Origin of the sequence: Geothrix rubra, assembly GCF_030268065.1 — a bacterium.
Taxonomy (GTDB): domain Bacteria; phylum Acidobacteriota; class Holophagae; order Holophagales; family Holophagaceae; genus Geothrix; species Geothrix rubra.
Genome location: NZ_BSDD01000001.1, coordinates 750,478 through 764,013, shown reverse-complemented (window position 1 = coordinate 764,013; position 13,536 = coordinate 750,478). Strand labels below are relative to the sequence as shown.

At 69.8% G+C, this 13,536-nt stretch carries 11 protein-coding genes; 6 read left to right on the top strand and 5 right to left on the bottom strand.

Annotation, left to right across the window (positions count from 1 at the left end):
- Nucleotides 1-9 precede the first annotated feature (9 nt).
- Genes QSJ33_RS03415 through QSJ33_RS03395 form a run of 5 tightly spaced genes read right to left on the bottom strand, consistent with a single transcriptional unit; the run spans nucleotide 10 to nucleotide 4,034 of the window.
- Entirely contained in the window at nucleotides 10-372 is a 363-nt protein-coding gene (locus QSJ33_RS03415) for a response regulator (RefSeq protein WP_285722940.1), read from the bottom strand.
- A 12-nt stretch (nucleotides 373-384) separates the two neighbouring features.
- The gene (locus QSJ33_RS03410) at nucleotides 385-1,443 is read right to left on the bottom strand and encodes a methyl-accepting chemotaxis protein (protein ID WP_285722938.1); all 1,059 of its coding nucleotides are present in this window, start codon (nucleotides 1,441-1,443) and stop codon (nucleotides 385-387) included.
- Nucleotides 1,440-1,739, bottom strand: coding sequence for an STAS domain-containing protein (locus QSJ33_RS03405; protein ID WP_285722937.1), 300 nt, complete (start codon nucleotides 1,737-1,739; stop codon nucleotides 1,440-1,442). The genes QSJ33_RS03410 and QSJ33_RS03405 overlap by 4 nt, the downstream gene beginning before the upstream one ends.
- A 5-nt stretch (nucleotides 1,740-1,744) precedes the next feature.
- Entirely contained in the window at nucleotides 1,745-2,260 is a 516-nt protein-coding gene (locus QSJ33_RS03400) for a chemotaxis protein CheW (RefSeq protein ID WP_285722935.1), read from the bottom strand.
- 40 nt (nucleotides 2,261-2,300) lie between these two features.
- Nucleotides 2,301-4,034 carry a methyl-accepting chemotaxis protein gene (locus QSJ33_RS03395; protein ID WP_285722933.1) on the bottom strand — a complete coding sequence of 578 codons (1,734 nt, stop codon included), beginning with the start codon at nucleotides 4,032-4,034 and terminating at the stop codon, nucleotides 2,301-2,303.
- 567 nt (nucleotides 4,035-4,601) lie between these two features.
- Between QSJ33_RS03395 and QSJ33_RS03390 the strand changes: the two genes are divergently transcribed.
- The 6 genes from QSJ33_RS03390 (at nucleotide 4,602) to purN (ending at nucleotide 13,519) form a co-directional block, all read left to right on the top strand.
- Entirely contained in the window at nucleotides 4,602-9,758 is a 5,157-nt protein-coding gene (locus tag QSJ33_RS03390; protein ID WP_285722931.1) for a PAS domain S-box protein, read from the top strand.
- Nucleotides 9,759-9,834: 76 nt separating this feature from the next.
- Complete coding sequence (locus tag QSJ33_RS03385; RefSeq protein ID WP_285722929.1) at nucleotides 9,835-10,194, top strand: response regulator; 360 nt, start codon at nucleotides 9,835-9,837, stop codon at nucleotides 10,192-10,194.
- 31 nt (nucleotides 10,195-10,225) lie between these two features.
- A complete protein-coding gene (locus tag QSJ33_RS03380) occupies nucleotides 10,226-11,557 on the top strand; it encodes an aldehyde dehydrogenase family protein (protein WP_285722927.1) in 1,332 nt (443 codons plus the stop codon).
- A gap of 27 nt (nucleotides 11,558-11,584) precedes the next feature.
- Nucleotides 11,585-11,920: a hypothetical protein gene (locus QSJ33_RS03375; protein ID WP_285722926.1), complete on the top strand. Its 336-nt coding sequence runs from the start codon at nucleotides 11,585-11,587 to the stop codon at nucleotides 11,918-11,920.
- 10 nt (nucleotides 11,921-11,930) lie between these two features.
- The gene (gene pta, locus QSJ33_RS03370; protein ID WP_285722925.1) at nucleotides 11,931-12,935 is read left to right on the top strand and encodes a phosphate acetyltransferase; all 1,005 of its coding nucleotides are present in this window, start codon (nucleotides 11,931-11,933) and stop codon (nucleotides 12,933-12,935) included.
- Nucleotides 12,932-13,519, top strand: a complete 588-nt coding sequence (purN, locus tag QSJ33_RS03365; RefSeq protein WP_285722923.1) for a phosphoribosylglycinamide formyltransferase — start codon at nucleotides 12,932-12,934, stop codon at nucleotides 13,517-13,519. Before pta ends, purN begins: the two co-directional genes overlap by 4 nt.
- The last annotated feature ends 17 nt before the right edge of the window (nucleotides 13,520-13,536 follow it).

Here is a 13,536-nt window from a genome sequence, read left to right as displayed (position 1 = left end):
GCGGCGACCTCAGAGGACCTTGTTCACGACTTCCAGGAGCTTCTCCGGACTGAAGGGCTTGACGATCCAGCCGGTGGCGCCGGCCTCCTTGCCCTTCTGCTTCATGTCCAGGCCGGATTCGGTCGTGAGCACGAGGATGGGCGTGAACCGGAACTCCGGGAGGGCCCGCAGCTCCTTGACGAGGGTGATCCCGTCCATGCGGGGCATGTTCACGTCGGTGATGACGAGGGACAGCTTCCGCCCCTTGGCCCGGTCGAGGGCCTCCGCCCCGTCGCCCGCTTCCAGGATCTCGAAGCCGGCCTCCTTCAGCGTGAAGGCGATCATCTGCCGCATGGTGCTGGAGTCGTCGACGGTGAGGATGCAATTGCCCATGAGCTGCTCCAGCTAGAAGAGTTCCACATCCCCGGCAGTCAGGGATTCGCGCTTGACGGCCTTGAACTGGACCTGGGCGGACGCCACCCCGTCGAGGGCCCCGCAGAGCTCCCGGAGGAGCTGCGTGGCCTCCCCCCCGCCTTCCAGGCCGGCCCGCAGGGCGCGCCAGACGCCTGCCTGCTCCTGGAGGTTGTCCAGTTCCTGCATGCAGGCCTGCAGGGTCTGGTGGACCAGATCCTCGAACTGGAGGCTGCGGACCACGTGCCCGACCTGTTCGCTGATCAGCCGGGCGTTGGCCTCCATCTCGGCGACGAGCTCCTTCACCTTGCGAGTGCTCTCGTCCAGCGCGCCGATCAGGGATTCGGATTCGCCCCGGGACTGGATCGCGAGGTTGAGGTCCTTGCTGGCGATGGCTTGGACCTGAGTATCCGTGCGGAGGAGGGCCTGCCGGGTCCCCTCGATCTGCTGCTGGATGTTGGTGCTCAAGGCCGTGCTCCGGTCCGCGAGTTTCGAGACCTCCGCGGCTACGATCGCGAAGCCCGCCCCGAACTTCCGGGCGTGGGCCGCCTCGATGCTGGCGTTGAGGGCCAGCAGGTGGGTCTGGCCGGCAATCTCGCCCAGCTCCCCCAGCATGGATTCCATGCGGTCGGATCGGATCCGGATGTCCTCGACCTCCTCCACGAGCTTCATGGAGGACTTCGAGATCTCCAGCATGTTGTTCACGAACACGTCGAGGGTGCCCACGATGGTGGCGGAGAGGGTCGCGGTCGCCTCTGTGGAGTCGATGCCCAGGCCGGTGATCTGCATGGCCTGCTGGACGGAAAGGGCCAGGCGGTGCTGGGCCTTCACCCGTTCGTCGAGGGTCTTCAGGGCCTGCTGGAGGGTGGCCGAGGCCTCTTGGACCAGCCCGTCCACCTGGACCAGTTCCGTGCGCAGGAAGGCCACCTGGCCATCGAGCATGGTGGATTCCCTGGCGGCGGCCCGGGCCAGGAGGGGACGCAGCGCCTCCAGGGCATCCAGGGCCGGCGGAGCGGATTCGAGGACGGGGCCCCGCCCGAACCAGCGGCTCACGGGCGATCCCCCAGGATCCCGGCCAGGCCGAGGGGCCGGAAGCGATCCTGCCATTCGGGTTTCGCCCCGGCCACGGTCAGGGGGATCCCGCGCGCGGCGAGGTGGCGATCCAGGACCAGCAGGAGCTGCAGGCCCGACAGGTCGAGATCGCCCACCGCGGAGAGGTCCAGGACGAAGGGGTCACCGGGCGGGATGGCGCGGGCCTGGAGGCGCTCCCATTGGGCCTGGATGCTGAACACATCCAGGTCGCCCTGCAGGGCGAAGGTGCCCGGGGATGGGTGGGTTTTCCTGGCCATGGCGGTCAGGCCGTGGCCGAGTCGAGGGAGAGCAGTTCCCCATCCGACAGGAGCCGGTCCAGATCCAGCAGGATCAGCATGGCGCCGTCCCCCTGGTCCGCGGCTCCGGGTGCGCCGGGCTGGGAAGCCAGTCCGGCGATGAACTCCCGGCCCAGCTGGGTCTGGGCGCCCAGTTCCGGCGGCGGCTTGATGGCCGCCGGGTCGAGATCGAGCACGTCGGAGACGGCGTCCACGCGGATGCCGATGGTCCGCCCCTGGACTTCCACGATGACGATGACCGGCCGGGTGTCCTCGGGCGCGGACCCCAGGGAGAACCGCTGCCGCAGCTCCAGGATCGGCACGATGGCCCCCCGGAGGTTGATGACCCCGGGCATGTAGGGCGGAGCCTTGGGAATGCGGGTGATGACCGCCTCGGCCTGGATCTCCCGCACCTTCAGGATGGGGATGCCGTAGGCCTCGCCTGCGAGGGCGAAACAGAGGACCTGATGCATGCTCTGGGTGCTGGCTTGGGGACTGGCCATCTCATCCTCCTCCTGGGATCGTCGGGGCTCGGGGTGGGATCTAGAAGGCTTCCCACTGGCCGTCGTCGTCGTCCTTCGGGGTGGGGACGGGCTGCTTGGCCGCGGCCAGTTCAGGGCGGGTGGCGGGGCGCTTCAGGGCCGGGGCGTGGGCGGCCTTCCTCGGGGCGGGGGAAGCATGGACCGTGCTCTGGGGCGCGGGTCGCGCCGCCCTCGACTGGGTGCGGCGGACTTCCACCCCGGTCTTGAAGCGGGCCACGATCTCCGTCAGGGCGTGGGCCTGCGCATCCAGGGACTCGGCGGCGGCGGCCGCCTCCTCGACCAGGGCGGCGTTCTGCTGGGTGACCTCGTCCATCTGGACCACGGCCTTGTTGATCTCGTTCAGACCGGTGCTCTGCTCCTGGGTGGCTCCGGCGATCTCGCCCACCAGGCTGGTCACCCGCTGCACGTTGGATACCACCTCCTGGATGGTCTCGCCGGCGTGGGCGGCGACCCTGGTGCCGTCCTGGGACTTGCCCACGCTCTCGCGGATGAGGATCTTGATCTCCTTGGCGGCGTCGGCGCTGCGCTTGGCCAGGTTGCGCACCTCGGCGGCCACCACGGCGAAGCCCCGCCCCTGCTCGCCCGCCCGGGCAGCCTCCACCGCGGCGTTCAGGGCAAGCAGGTTGGTCTGGAAGGCGATCTCGTCCACCACGCCGATGATCTCGTTGATCTTCGCCGAGGACTGGTTGATGGCCTCCATGGCGGAGATGACCTGGGTGACCGCCTCGCCGCCCTCCTGGGCCACCTTGCGGGCCTTGCCGGCCTCCTGGTTGGCCGACCGCGCATTGTCGGCGGTCTGGTTCACGTTGGAGGTGATCTGCTCCATGCTGCTGGCCGTCTCCTCCAGGCTGGCGGCCTGCTCCTCCGTGCGCCGGCTCAGGTCCTGGTTGCCGGTCGAGATCTCGCCGGAAGCCGTGGAGATCGCCTGGGCGCTTTCCTGGATCTGGAGCACCATCTCCCGCAGCCCCTCGTTGGTCTCGTTGAGGATGCGGCCCAGCTCGCCCAGCTCGTCCTTGGAGTGGATCTCCACCCGCTGGGTGAGGTCCCCCTGGGCCACGGTCTGGATGACCTCACCCACCGCGGCCAGGGGATGGGTGATGCTCCGGGTGGTGAGGACGGCCATCAAGGCGCCCAGGATCAGGGCCAGGACGGTTCCCGTGACCATGAGCATCACGGCGGAATGGTAGGCTGCCTGGGCCTCGGCGTACTTCTCCGCCGTGCGCTGGTTGAAATACTTCACCGCCTTGGCAAGGTCGCCCTGCCAGGCCTGCACGGCGCCCCGGGCCTCGCCCATCATCAGCTTCACGGCCTCCTGGTTCTTGCCCGCCAGGGCCAGCTCGATCACCTGGTTGTTCACGCCGCGGGCCTTCTGTCTGTTGGCCTCGATCTCGGCGTAGAGGGCCCTCGAATCCTGGGAGGCGAGGGTGGCCTCCAGCTTCTTGGACGCCTCGTCGTAGGCCTCGCGCGCCTTGGTGATCCCTTCGGCATTGGAGCGCTTCTCTGCCTGGTTCTCCAGGAGGAGGATCGTCCGGAGCATCCGCGAGACTGTCTGGACCTGGTCAGACATGTCCCGGGCCAGCGTGGCCTGGGTGTTGTAGTGGGTGACGATCCGCTCGGTGTTGGTCTCGATGGCCCCCATCCGGCTCAGGCCGATCCCGGCGACAGCGAGCAGCAGGGCCAGGATGATCCCGAAGCCCAGGGCGAGCCGGGTTCCGATCTTGAGGTTCGTGAGCATGGCATCCTCCAGTGGGGCAGTGGGGCGGCGGCATGATGGATTCGGGCGCGATGGCGCCGTGTGGGCTGGGATAAAGGCGGTCCCTCCCCGATGGGGTGACGGAAACCCATCGGGAGTCGCTCCGGCATTCTGAATGATTGATGATCCCCATGTGATCTTCGTCATAGGCATTAAGCGATTGTCATGAAAGGCAATTACGCCATGGTCGACGTCATGTCCGAAATTCATGATGCGAGGGTAGGGTAACGAATCTACCCTCAGGCAGGACCCGTTCACCCCCCGGGGTGGTCCCCTGTCCGTCCCCTGGAGATCCGGATGCCCCCTGGCTCGGCCCTACCGCAGATCCCGATGCGGCGCACGGCCCTTGTGCTGACCGCGGCGGCGGGGGTGATGGCCCTAACGGCGGTGATGCGGGGGGGGCGGTCGTTCCTGGGAGGGGCGCCGGTCTCACTCCCCTCGGCGGCCCTCATCCTCCTGCTCAGTGCCGCAATCCTGACAGCCCTGTCCAGCCATGGACGGCCCCCCCTCCGGTGGGCTGCGGCATTCCTGGGGGGGCTCGCCTCCCTGGTGGCCCTGGCCACGCTGGTGGCCCTCGCGGGGTCGCCGGGACCTGCGGGTGCCGGTTCCGTCCTGGGGAGGCTGGCGGAGGTGGTCTCGGTCCCTGCGGCGGTGGCCCTCCTGGGGGCCGCCCTGTCCTTATTGTTCCGATGGTACGGGGCCTCACCCCCCTGGGAAGTCCGGCAGGCCTCGGCCCTGCTGGCGCTCGCACCCCTGGGCGCGGGCCTTCTCGGCCTTCTGGGTTTCTGGAGCGGCATGCCGCTCCTGTACGGGGTCCAGCGGATGCCGTTGTCCCTGCCTGCAGGCCTGGGCTCGCTGCTGCTCGGGCTGGGCCTCCTCCTGACGGCCGGCGCGGATACCTGGCCCCTCGCCCTGTTCCGGATGACCCACCCGGAGGACGAGCGAGTCGAGGCCCGCTGGTTCGCCCACGGCCCTCTGGGGCTCTTCCTGCTGGTGGGCATCGGGATCCTTGGGGCCGGTTCCCTCTACCTCCGGGGCCAGATCCGTTCGGCGCAGGATGGAGCCCAGCGGGAACTGGCCGCCATCGCGGATCTGAAGACCCGGCAGATCGAGGACTGGTACCAGGAGCGGCGCGCGGACGGGGCGCAGATCCTCCACAGCGGATTGATCCAGGCACAGGTGGGGAAGTTCCTCGCCGGCGGACCCCAGGCCCCGCCGGAGTCCGAGATCCGGGGCTGGATGGAGAATCTGCGGAGCAGGAGCTACCAGCGGATCGTCCTGTTCGACGCCCAGGGGCGCACCCGTCTGGCCGTACCACCGGATCCACCGGTCGGGTCCCGGGTGGACCTCCGCCCGGGCCGCTTCGACGCGGCCCGGATCCAGGAGGCCCTCCAGGCTCGAGACGTGCTGGTCCAGGACCTGCACCGCGATCCCGAGGGCTCGCCCATCCACATGAGCCTCTGGGTGCCGGTCGGACCCCGGTCCACGGAAGGCGGAACGGCCGAAGGTCTGTTGCTGCTCATGGTGGACCCGAGTCGCTTCCTGTTTCCCATGATTCAGGCCTGGCCGGGTCCGAGTCCCAGCGCCGAAACGCTCCTGGTGAGGCGGGAAGGGGACGGGGTCGTCTTCCTGAATGATCTGCGACACCAGAACCACCCGGCACTGGAACTGAAGGCGGCCCTGGATGCGCATCCGGACCTGCCTGCGGCCCTGGCCGTGGAGGGGAAGGAGGGGCCATTCGAGGGTCGGGACTACCGCGGGATGCCGGTGCTGGCGGCCCTCCGCCGGGTGGAGGGGACCCCGTGGTTCCTGGTCGCCAAGGTGGACGAGGCGGAGGTCTACGGGCCGGCCCGTCACAGGATGTGGGCCGTGGAGGGCGTCCTCCTGGGCCTGCTGGTCTTTGCGGCCCTCCTCGCGGGGCTGGTCGTGCGCCACCTTGATGCCGGCGAGATCCAGGCCCGTCTCGGCCTCGAGCGCGAGAAGCGGATCCTTTCCGATCGCTATGCCCACCTGATGGATCAGGCCAGCGACAGCATCCTGGTGCTCGACCTGGAGGGACGGATCCTGGAGGCCAACGCCCAGGCCGTGGCCCAGTATGGCTATTCCCATGAGGCACTACGGGCGATGACCGTATGGGACCTCCGGGCCCCGGAGACGCGGAAGGATATCGCTGAAGCGTACGGCCAGGTCATGACTGGCGCGTCCCTTCGCTTCGAGACCGAGCACCTGCGGGCCGATGGCGCCACCTTCCCGGTGGAGGTGAGCACCCGGAAGGTCCAGGTCGGTGGCAAGGCGGCCATCCTCAGCTTCATCCGTGACATCACCGAACGCCGGAGTCAGCAGCTGGAATTGCAGCGCATGACCCGGCTCTATGCCGCCCTCAGTCAGGTGAACCAGGCCATCGTCTGGTCGCCGGATCGCCAAGCCCTGCTCGACAAGATCTGCGAAGTGATGGTGGTGTTCGGGAAGTTCTCCATGGCCTGGATCGGCTGGGACGATCCCGCCACCCATCTTGTGGGTGTGGCTGCGCGCCATGGTGACACGCAGGGCATGCTGGATCGCATCCTGGTGCGCAGCGACAATTCGGCCGAGGGCCACGGCGCCGTGGGCACGGCCATCCGCGAGGCGTGCCCCTGCGTGATCAATGATTTCCTGGACGGGCCGGAATCCACCCCCTGGCGTGAGGAACTTGCGGCCTCGGGGTTCGCCGCCATCGCCGCCTTCCCCATCCGCCAGGCGGGCGAGGTCCGGGGCGCCCTGGCGGTCTACGCCTCTGAGCAGGACTTCTTCGGTACCCATGAAGCGGCACTCCTCGAGGAGGCCGCCATGGACATCTCCTTCGCCCTGGACCACCTGGCCGGGGAGGACCAGCGGCGGCGGGCGGAGGCCGCGCTGCAGGAGAGCGAGCGGTTCCTGAAGGCTGCCCAGGAGGCGGGGGGCATCGGGACCTATGCCTGGAACATCCAGGGGGACGGGTGGAAGAGCAGCCCCTACCTGGATCGGATCTTCGGCATCGACGAGACGTATCCCCGCAACCTGGAAGGCTGGACCAACCTCATCGACCCCGCCTTCCGCCAGCAGATGGGGGCCTACGTCGCCGGCATCATCGCGCGCGGGGATCGGTTCGACCTGGACTATCCCATCATCCGGGTCGCCGACGGGGTCCATCGCTGGCTTCATGGGAGCGGCGAGATCCAGTGGGACGGGCAGGGCCGGCCTCTGGCGCTCACGGGCGTCATCCAGGACATCACGGACCGGAAGCGGGCGGAGGAGTCTCTGCGGGTCTCCGAGGAGAAGTTCTCCAGGACCTTCCACGCCAGTCCTGACAGCGTGAACCTCAATCGCCTGTCCGATGGGGTCTATGTCGCCGTGAACGAGGGGTTCACGCGGATCACGGGCTATTCCGAATCGGACGTCCTCGGGCGCTCCTCCCTCCCGGGCGACCTGGGGCTGTGGGTGCGGGCAGAGGACCGGGACCGCCTGCAGGCGGGCCTGCGGCGCGAGGGTCGGGTGGAGGGCCTGGAGGCCTCCTTCCGGCGGAAGGACGGGACGGTGCTCACGGGGCTGATGTCCGCCAGTGTCATCGAGATCGATGGAGAACCCTGTGTGCTCTCCATCACCCGGGACATCACGGAACTTCGCGCCCAGGCCCGCCAGCTGGAACGGCTGACCCGGATGTACGCGGCCCTGAGCCAGGTGAACCAGGCCATTGTCTGGTCGCCCGACCGGGAAACCCTGTTGGCCAAGATCTGCGAGGTGATGGTCGAGTTCGGCAGGTTCAGCATGGCCTGGATCGGCTGGAACGACCCCGTCACCCACGAGGTCCGGGTGGCCGCCAGATACGGGGACGCGCTGGGCTACCTGGATGGCCTCAGGGTGCGCAGCGACGACTCGCTCATGGGCCGGGGGCCCACGGGCATCGCCATCCGGGAGGCGCGGCCGTGCGTGGTGAACGACTTCCTCGCCACCAGCCAGGCCGAGCCCTGGCATGAGGGCGCGAGGCGGGCGGGCTTCGCCGCCTCCGCCGCCTTCCCCATCCGGCTGGAGGGGCAGGTCTGCGGGGCCCTGATGGTCTATGCGGCCGAGCGCGATTTCTTCGGTGACCATGAGGTGGCCCTGCTGGAGGAGGCCGCGGGGGATGTCTCCTTCGCCCTGGATCACCTGGCTGGAGAGGGCCGGCGCATCCAGGCCGAGAGCACCCTCCGCAAGGTCTCCGTGGCCGTGGAGCAGAGCCCGCTGTGTGTCGTCATCACTGACCCAGGTGGGACCATCGAGTACGTGAACCCCCGGTTCTCCCAGGTGACGGGGTACAGCCTCGAGGAGGCGCTCGGGCAGAATCCCCGGATCCTGAAGTCGCCCGCCACCCCGCCCGAGGTCCACCGGCAGATGTGGGAGATCCTGGGCCGGGGCGAGGTGTGGGTGGGGGAGTTCGAGAACCGCAGGAAGAATGGCGAGCCCTTCCACGAGCGGGCCACCATCGCCCCGGTGAAGGATCCGGCCGGGACCGTGACCCACTACGTGGCCCTCAAGGAGGACATCACCGTCCAGAAACAGGCCGAGGCGGAACGCCGGATCCTGGAAGCCCAGCTGCACCAGTCCCAGAAGCTGGAGAGCCTGGGCAGCCTGGCCGGGGGGGTGGCCCACGACATGAACAACGTGCTTGGGGCCATCCTGAGCCTGGCCTCCACCCTGCGGGAGAAGGCCGATCCCCAGAGCCCGGCCTTCCGCTCCCTGGAGACCATCCAGACCGCCTGCCTGCGAGGCCGAGGCGTGGTGAAGAGCCTTCTCTATTTCGCCCGCAAGGACCTCCAGGAGGAGGCCTGCATCGACCTCAATGCCCTCGTGAAGGAGATGGCCCAGCTCCTGAGCTACACGACCCTGAAGCGGATCCGGCTGGAGATGGAGCTCCGGGAACCCCTGGGGCGCCTCCGTGGCGACGCGGGGGCCCTCAGCCATGCCCTCATGAACCTGTGCGTGAACGCCCTCGACGCCATGCCCGGAAGCGGGATCCTCCGCATCCAGACCGAGCCCGGGCCGGACGGCGGGCTCGTCGTCCGGGTGTCGGACACGGGGCAGGGGATGACGCTGGAGGTGCTCGAACGGGCCATGGAACCCTTCTTCACCACGAAACCCCAGGGCAAGGGCACTGGACTGGGGTTGCCCATGGTCTACGGGACCATCAAGGCCCACGACGGTCGTTTCGAGCTGCACAGCGAGCCTGGGAAGGGAACCGAGGCCATCCTCCGGTTCCCCGCCTCCCGGGTGGAGCCGCCCGAGGCCAGCACGGAATCGGCCCCGCCGTCCGCGCCTGCGGACCCGGTCGGTCTCAGGGTCCTGCTGGTTGACGATGACGAGCTCATCCGTGAGTCCGTGGCCTCGGTGCTCGAGATCCTCGGGCATTCCGTGGTGACGGCCACGGGCGGGCAGCCGGCGATCGACCTCCTCGACGCCGGCCAGGCTGTGGATCTGGTGATCCTGGACATGAACATGCCCGGGATGAACGGGGCCGAGGCCCTGCCGCGCATCCTGTCCCTCCGGGAGGGATTGCCCGTGCTCATGGCCACCGGGTACACCGATGAGGACATCGCCCCGCTCCTCGCGGGCCGCCCGAACGTGTCCAGCATCCAGAAGCCCTTCAGCATGAAGGAGCTCGGCAACAAGCTGAAGGAACTTCGCCTGCGGACCCAGGATGGGGCCGGACGGTGAGCGCCCAGGGGAAGGATCGGAGCTGCCAGGGGTTGCATGGCATCCTCAAGCGGGAACTGACCTGAAGGAGTGGCCCATGGCCCGAGTCCTGGTGGTGGACGACAGCAAGCTGATGCGCCACATCCTGCGCCAGTTCCTGGAGGGCGGCGGACATGAGGTGACCGAGTGGGCCGAGGTGAGCGCCACGGAGGTGGCCGGCCGGCTGGCTGCGGACGCCCCGGACCTCCTCATCACCGACTACCAGATGCCGGGCTGCAACGGGCTGACCCTGGCCCGGCTGGCCCGCCGGGCCAGGCCGGACCTCCCGATCATCGTCGTCACGGCCCTGCGGGATCCGGCGGTGCTGGAGGCGCTGCAGAAGCAGGAGGTCAACCGCGTCCTGCACAAGCCCCTCAGCGAGCAGGATCTGCTGGCGGCGGTGCAGCCCCTGCTTTAATGATCTGGATGTTGTCTTAGGGGATGGCGGCATGGCTTCCAAGGCGCTGGATGGGATGGTGGAAGAGGCCCTGAAGGCCTTCCTGGCCTGGAAGGGGGCTTCCCGGCTGGCGCGGCGCCGGCTGCTCCAGGCCTGGCTCGAGCAGGTCGGCCTGGTGAAGGAGGACCTGGCCCGCCTCCTCACCGAAGAGACGGGGAAGCCCATCACGCTGGCCAAGGGGGAGATCGCCCGGGGCGAGAGCACCCTCCTGGTGACCGTGGAGGCCCTGGGTGCCTTCGGCGAGGAGGCGGTGCCCTACGACCTCATGGCGGGCGCCGAGGGTTGCCGCGCGGTGCTCCGCCGATTCCCGCTGGGCCCCGTCCTGGCGATCACCCCCTTCAACTTCCCGGTGAATCTCGCGCTGCACAAGCTGGGGCCGGCCCTGGGCGCCGGCTGCAGCGTCCTCTGGAAGCCCTGCCCCCAGGCACCCCGCACCTCCCGGCTGCTCTGGGAGAGCTTCGAGGCGGCGAGGATCCAGGAGCAGGCCCCGCTCCGCCTGCTCCAGCTGGCGCCCGCGGATCCGGCCGAGGCCCAGCTCCTTGCCCAGGATCCCCGCATCGCCGCCGTGAGCTTCACGGGTTCGGAGCGGGTGGGCCACCATCTCGAACGGCTGCTGGCGGGCAAGCGGGTCCTCCTGGAACTGGGAGGCAACGCGGCCGTGGTGGTGGACGAAGGCGTCGACGCCGGGACAGTGGCCCGGGCCCTGGCCCCCGCGGCCGTGGCCGGCGCGGGCCAGAGCTGCTCCAAGGCCCAGCGGTTCTACATCCACCGCGGCCTGTGGGAGGCCTTCGTGCCGGCCTTCGTGGCCGCCGTGAAGGCGCTGCCGGTGGGCGACCCCATGGATCCGGCCACGGTGGTGGGCCCCCTCATCGACGAGGCCACTGCGGTGCGGGTGGACGAGGGCCTGGACCGCGCCGTCGCCGCCGGGGCCACGGTGCTGCTGCGGGGGCGGCGCCAGGGGGCCCTGCTGCCGCCGGCCATCCTCACGGACGTGCCGGAGGAGGATCCGTTCGTGTGCGAGGAGGCCTTCTCGCCCATCAGCGTGCTCACCCCGGTGGATTCCTTCGGGGAGGGGCTGGACCGGGCCGCCGCCACGCGCTTCGGCCTCCGCGCCAGTGCCTACAGCCGGGACCTCGGGAACCTTCGTCTTGCGGAGCAGCGGCTCCGCGCCGGTGGGGTGCTGCTGAACCTGCCGCCCACCTTCCGCCTGGACGCGGCGCCCTTCGGCGGCGTGGCCGCCAGCGGCAACGGCTTCGAGGGCCCGCGCTGGGCCCTGGAGGCCTTCACGGAGGGTCGCCTCATCGTCGAAGGACCCGCCCTGTAAGATGGAAGGCCCTGTCCGAGGAGGCCCATGCCGCTGCACCTGCCCTTCACGCCCGGCGATCTCGTCGTGGTGGTGCTGAACGCTCCCCGGGAGCGCCTGTGGGGCCGTCTGCTGGGGCTGGAGGCCGCGGGCATCGCCCTCCGCGGGCTGGACCTGACGCCCTGGGAGGAGGTGCTGACCCTGGTGCGCACCGGAGACGCGGACCAGGTGGCCCTCGGCACCCGGTTCCTCCCCATGCACCGGGTCGAGGCCCTCTACCTCGACGAACCCAGCTCGGGCGTGCCCAGCCTCGGCCAGATCTTCCTCGACCGCACGGGCCTCGACCCCGCCGCCTTCCTCGGACCCGCCCCCGATCCCCGCTGATGGAGCTCCCATGTCCCACGCCAACCACACCCGATGGATGGAGCGGTTCCGCGACCGCGCCCGGGCGCTGAAGCACCCGATCGTGCTGCCCGAGGGCCGGGACGACCGCACCCTCCAGGCCGCGCGCCTGCTCATCGACCAGGGGCTCTGCCGCCTGACGGTGCTGGGCGATCCGGCCGACATGGCCCGCCGGGCGCAGACCCTGGGCTTCACCCTGGACGGCATGGACCTCGTGGACCCCGCCACGAACCCCCACCGCGAGGAGTTCGCGGGGCTCTTCTTCGAGCGTCGGAAGGCCAAGGGCGTCAGCGAGGCCCAGGCCCTGGAGGCCGCCGGGAATCCGCTCTGGTTCGGCGCCCTGATGGTGCAGTCCGGTCAGGCCCACGGGATGGTGGCCGGGGCCCTGAACACCACCGCCGAGACGGTGAGGGCCTGCCTCCAGTGCATCGGCGCCGCCCCGGGGATCAAGACCGTCTCCAGCTTCTTCCTGATGATCCATCCCCACGGGGGCTTCGGCGAGCAGGGCGCCATGATCTTCGCGGACTGCGGGGTGGTGCCGGATCCCGACCCGGAGCAGCTGGCGGACATCGCCCTGGCCGCCGCGGGAAATGCCCGCCGGCTGCTGGACGTGGAGCCCCGGGTGGCCATGCTCAGCTTCTCCACCCGCGGATCCGCCGAGCATCCACGGGTGGACAAGGTGCGGCAGGCCCTGGCCATCCTCCGGCAGAAGGCTCCGGACCTGGCCGTGGACGGCGAGCTGCAGGCGGACGCCGCCCTCGTTCCCTCCGTGGGCTCGCGCAAGGCGCCCGATTCCACGGTGGCCGGCCGCGCGAACGTCCTGGTCTTCCCCGATCTCGACGCCGGCAACATCGCCTACAAGCTCACGGAGCGCCTGGGCGGTGCCACGGCGCTGGGCCCGCTCCTCCAGGGGATGGCCCGGCCCGCCAACGACCTGAGCCGGGGCTGCAGCGCCCAGGACATCGCCGACGTGGCCGTGCTGACGGCCCTCCAGTGAAGACCCTGGCCCTGTTCATCTCGGGGACCGGGGGGAACGCGGTGAACCTGCTCGCCGCCTGCCGGGAGGGCCGCGTGCCCGCAAGGCCGGTGCTGGGCCTGGCCTCCTCCCCGAAGGCCGGGGGCATTGCCCGCCTGGAGGCCGAGGGCCTGCCGGTGGCCGTGGTGGTCCGGAAGGACTTCGAGACCGACGAGGCCTTCTCCGAGGCCTGCTACCGGGCCGCGGAAGCGGCGGGCGCGGACCTGATCTGCCTCTGCGGCTGGTTGAAGCGGCTCGCCGTGCCGGCCCGCTGGGAGGGCCGGATCCTCAACATCCACCCGGGCCTGCTGCCCCGTTTCGGCGGGCCCGGGATGTACGGGATGCATGTGCACCGGGCGGTGCTGGCCGCGGGCGAGTCCGAATCCGGCGCCACCGTACATCTGGTGGATGCCGAGTACGACCATGGCCGCATCCTGGCCCAGGCCCGGGTGCCCGTGCTTCCGGGGGACGCGCCGGAGGATCTGCAGAAGCGGGTCTATGCGGCCGAGATGGCCCTCTACCCGCGGGCCCTGGCGGAATTTCTCCGGAGTGGCGCCGGCGGTTGATCCCGGTCCTACACTGC

Coding starts and splice junctions, on each gene's coding strand:
- QSJ33_RS03415 (WP_285722940.1), bottom strand. CDS start 372: ATGGGCAATTGCATCCTCACCGTCGACGACTCCAGCACCATGCGGCAG.
- QSJ33_RS03405 (WP_285722937.1), bottom strand. CDS start 1,739: ATGGCCAGGAAAACCCACCCATCCCCGGGCACCTTCGCCCTGCAGGGC.
- QSJ33_RS03400 (WP_285722935.1), bottom strand. CDS start 2,260: ATGGCCAGTCCCCAAGCCAGCACCCAGAGCATGCATCAGGTCCTCTGT.
- QSJ33_RS03395 (WP_285722933.1), bottom strand. CDS start 4,034: ATGCTCACGAACCTCAAGATCGGAACCCGGCTCGCCCTGGGCTTCGGG.
- QSJ33_RS03385 (WP_285722929.1), top strand. CDS start 9,835: ATGGCCCGAGTCCTGGTGGTGGACGACAGCAAGCTGATGCGCCACATC.
- QSJ33_RS03380 (WP_285722927.1), top strand. CDS start 10,226: ATGGCTTCCAAGGCGCTGGATGGGATGGTGGAAGAGGCCCTGAAGGCC.
- QSJ33_RS03375 (WP_285722926.1), top strand. CDS start 11,585: ATGCCGCTGCACCTGCCCTTCACGCCCGGCGATCTCGTCGTGGTGGTG.
- pta (WP_285722925.1), top strand. CDS start 11,931: ATGTCCCACGCCAACCACACCCGATGGATGGAGCGGTTCCGCGACCGC.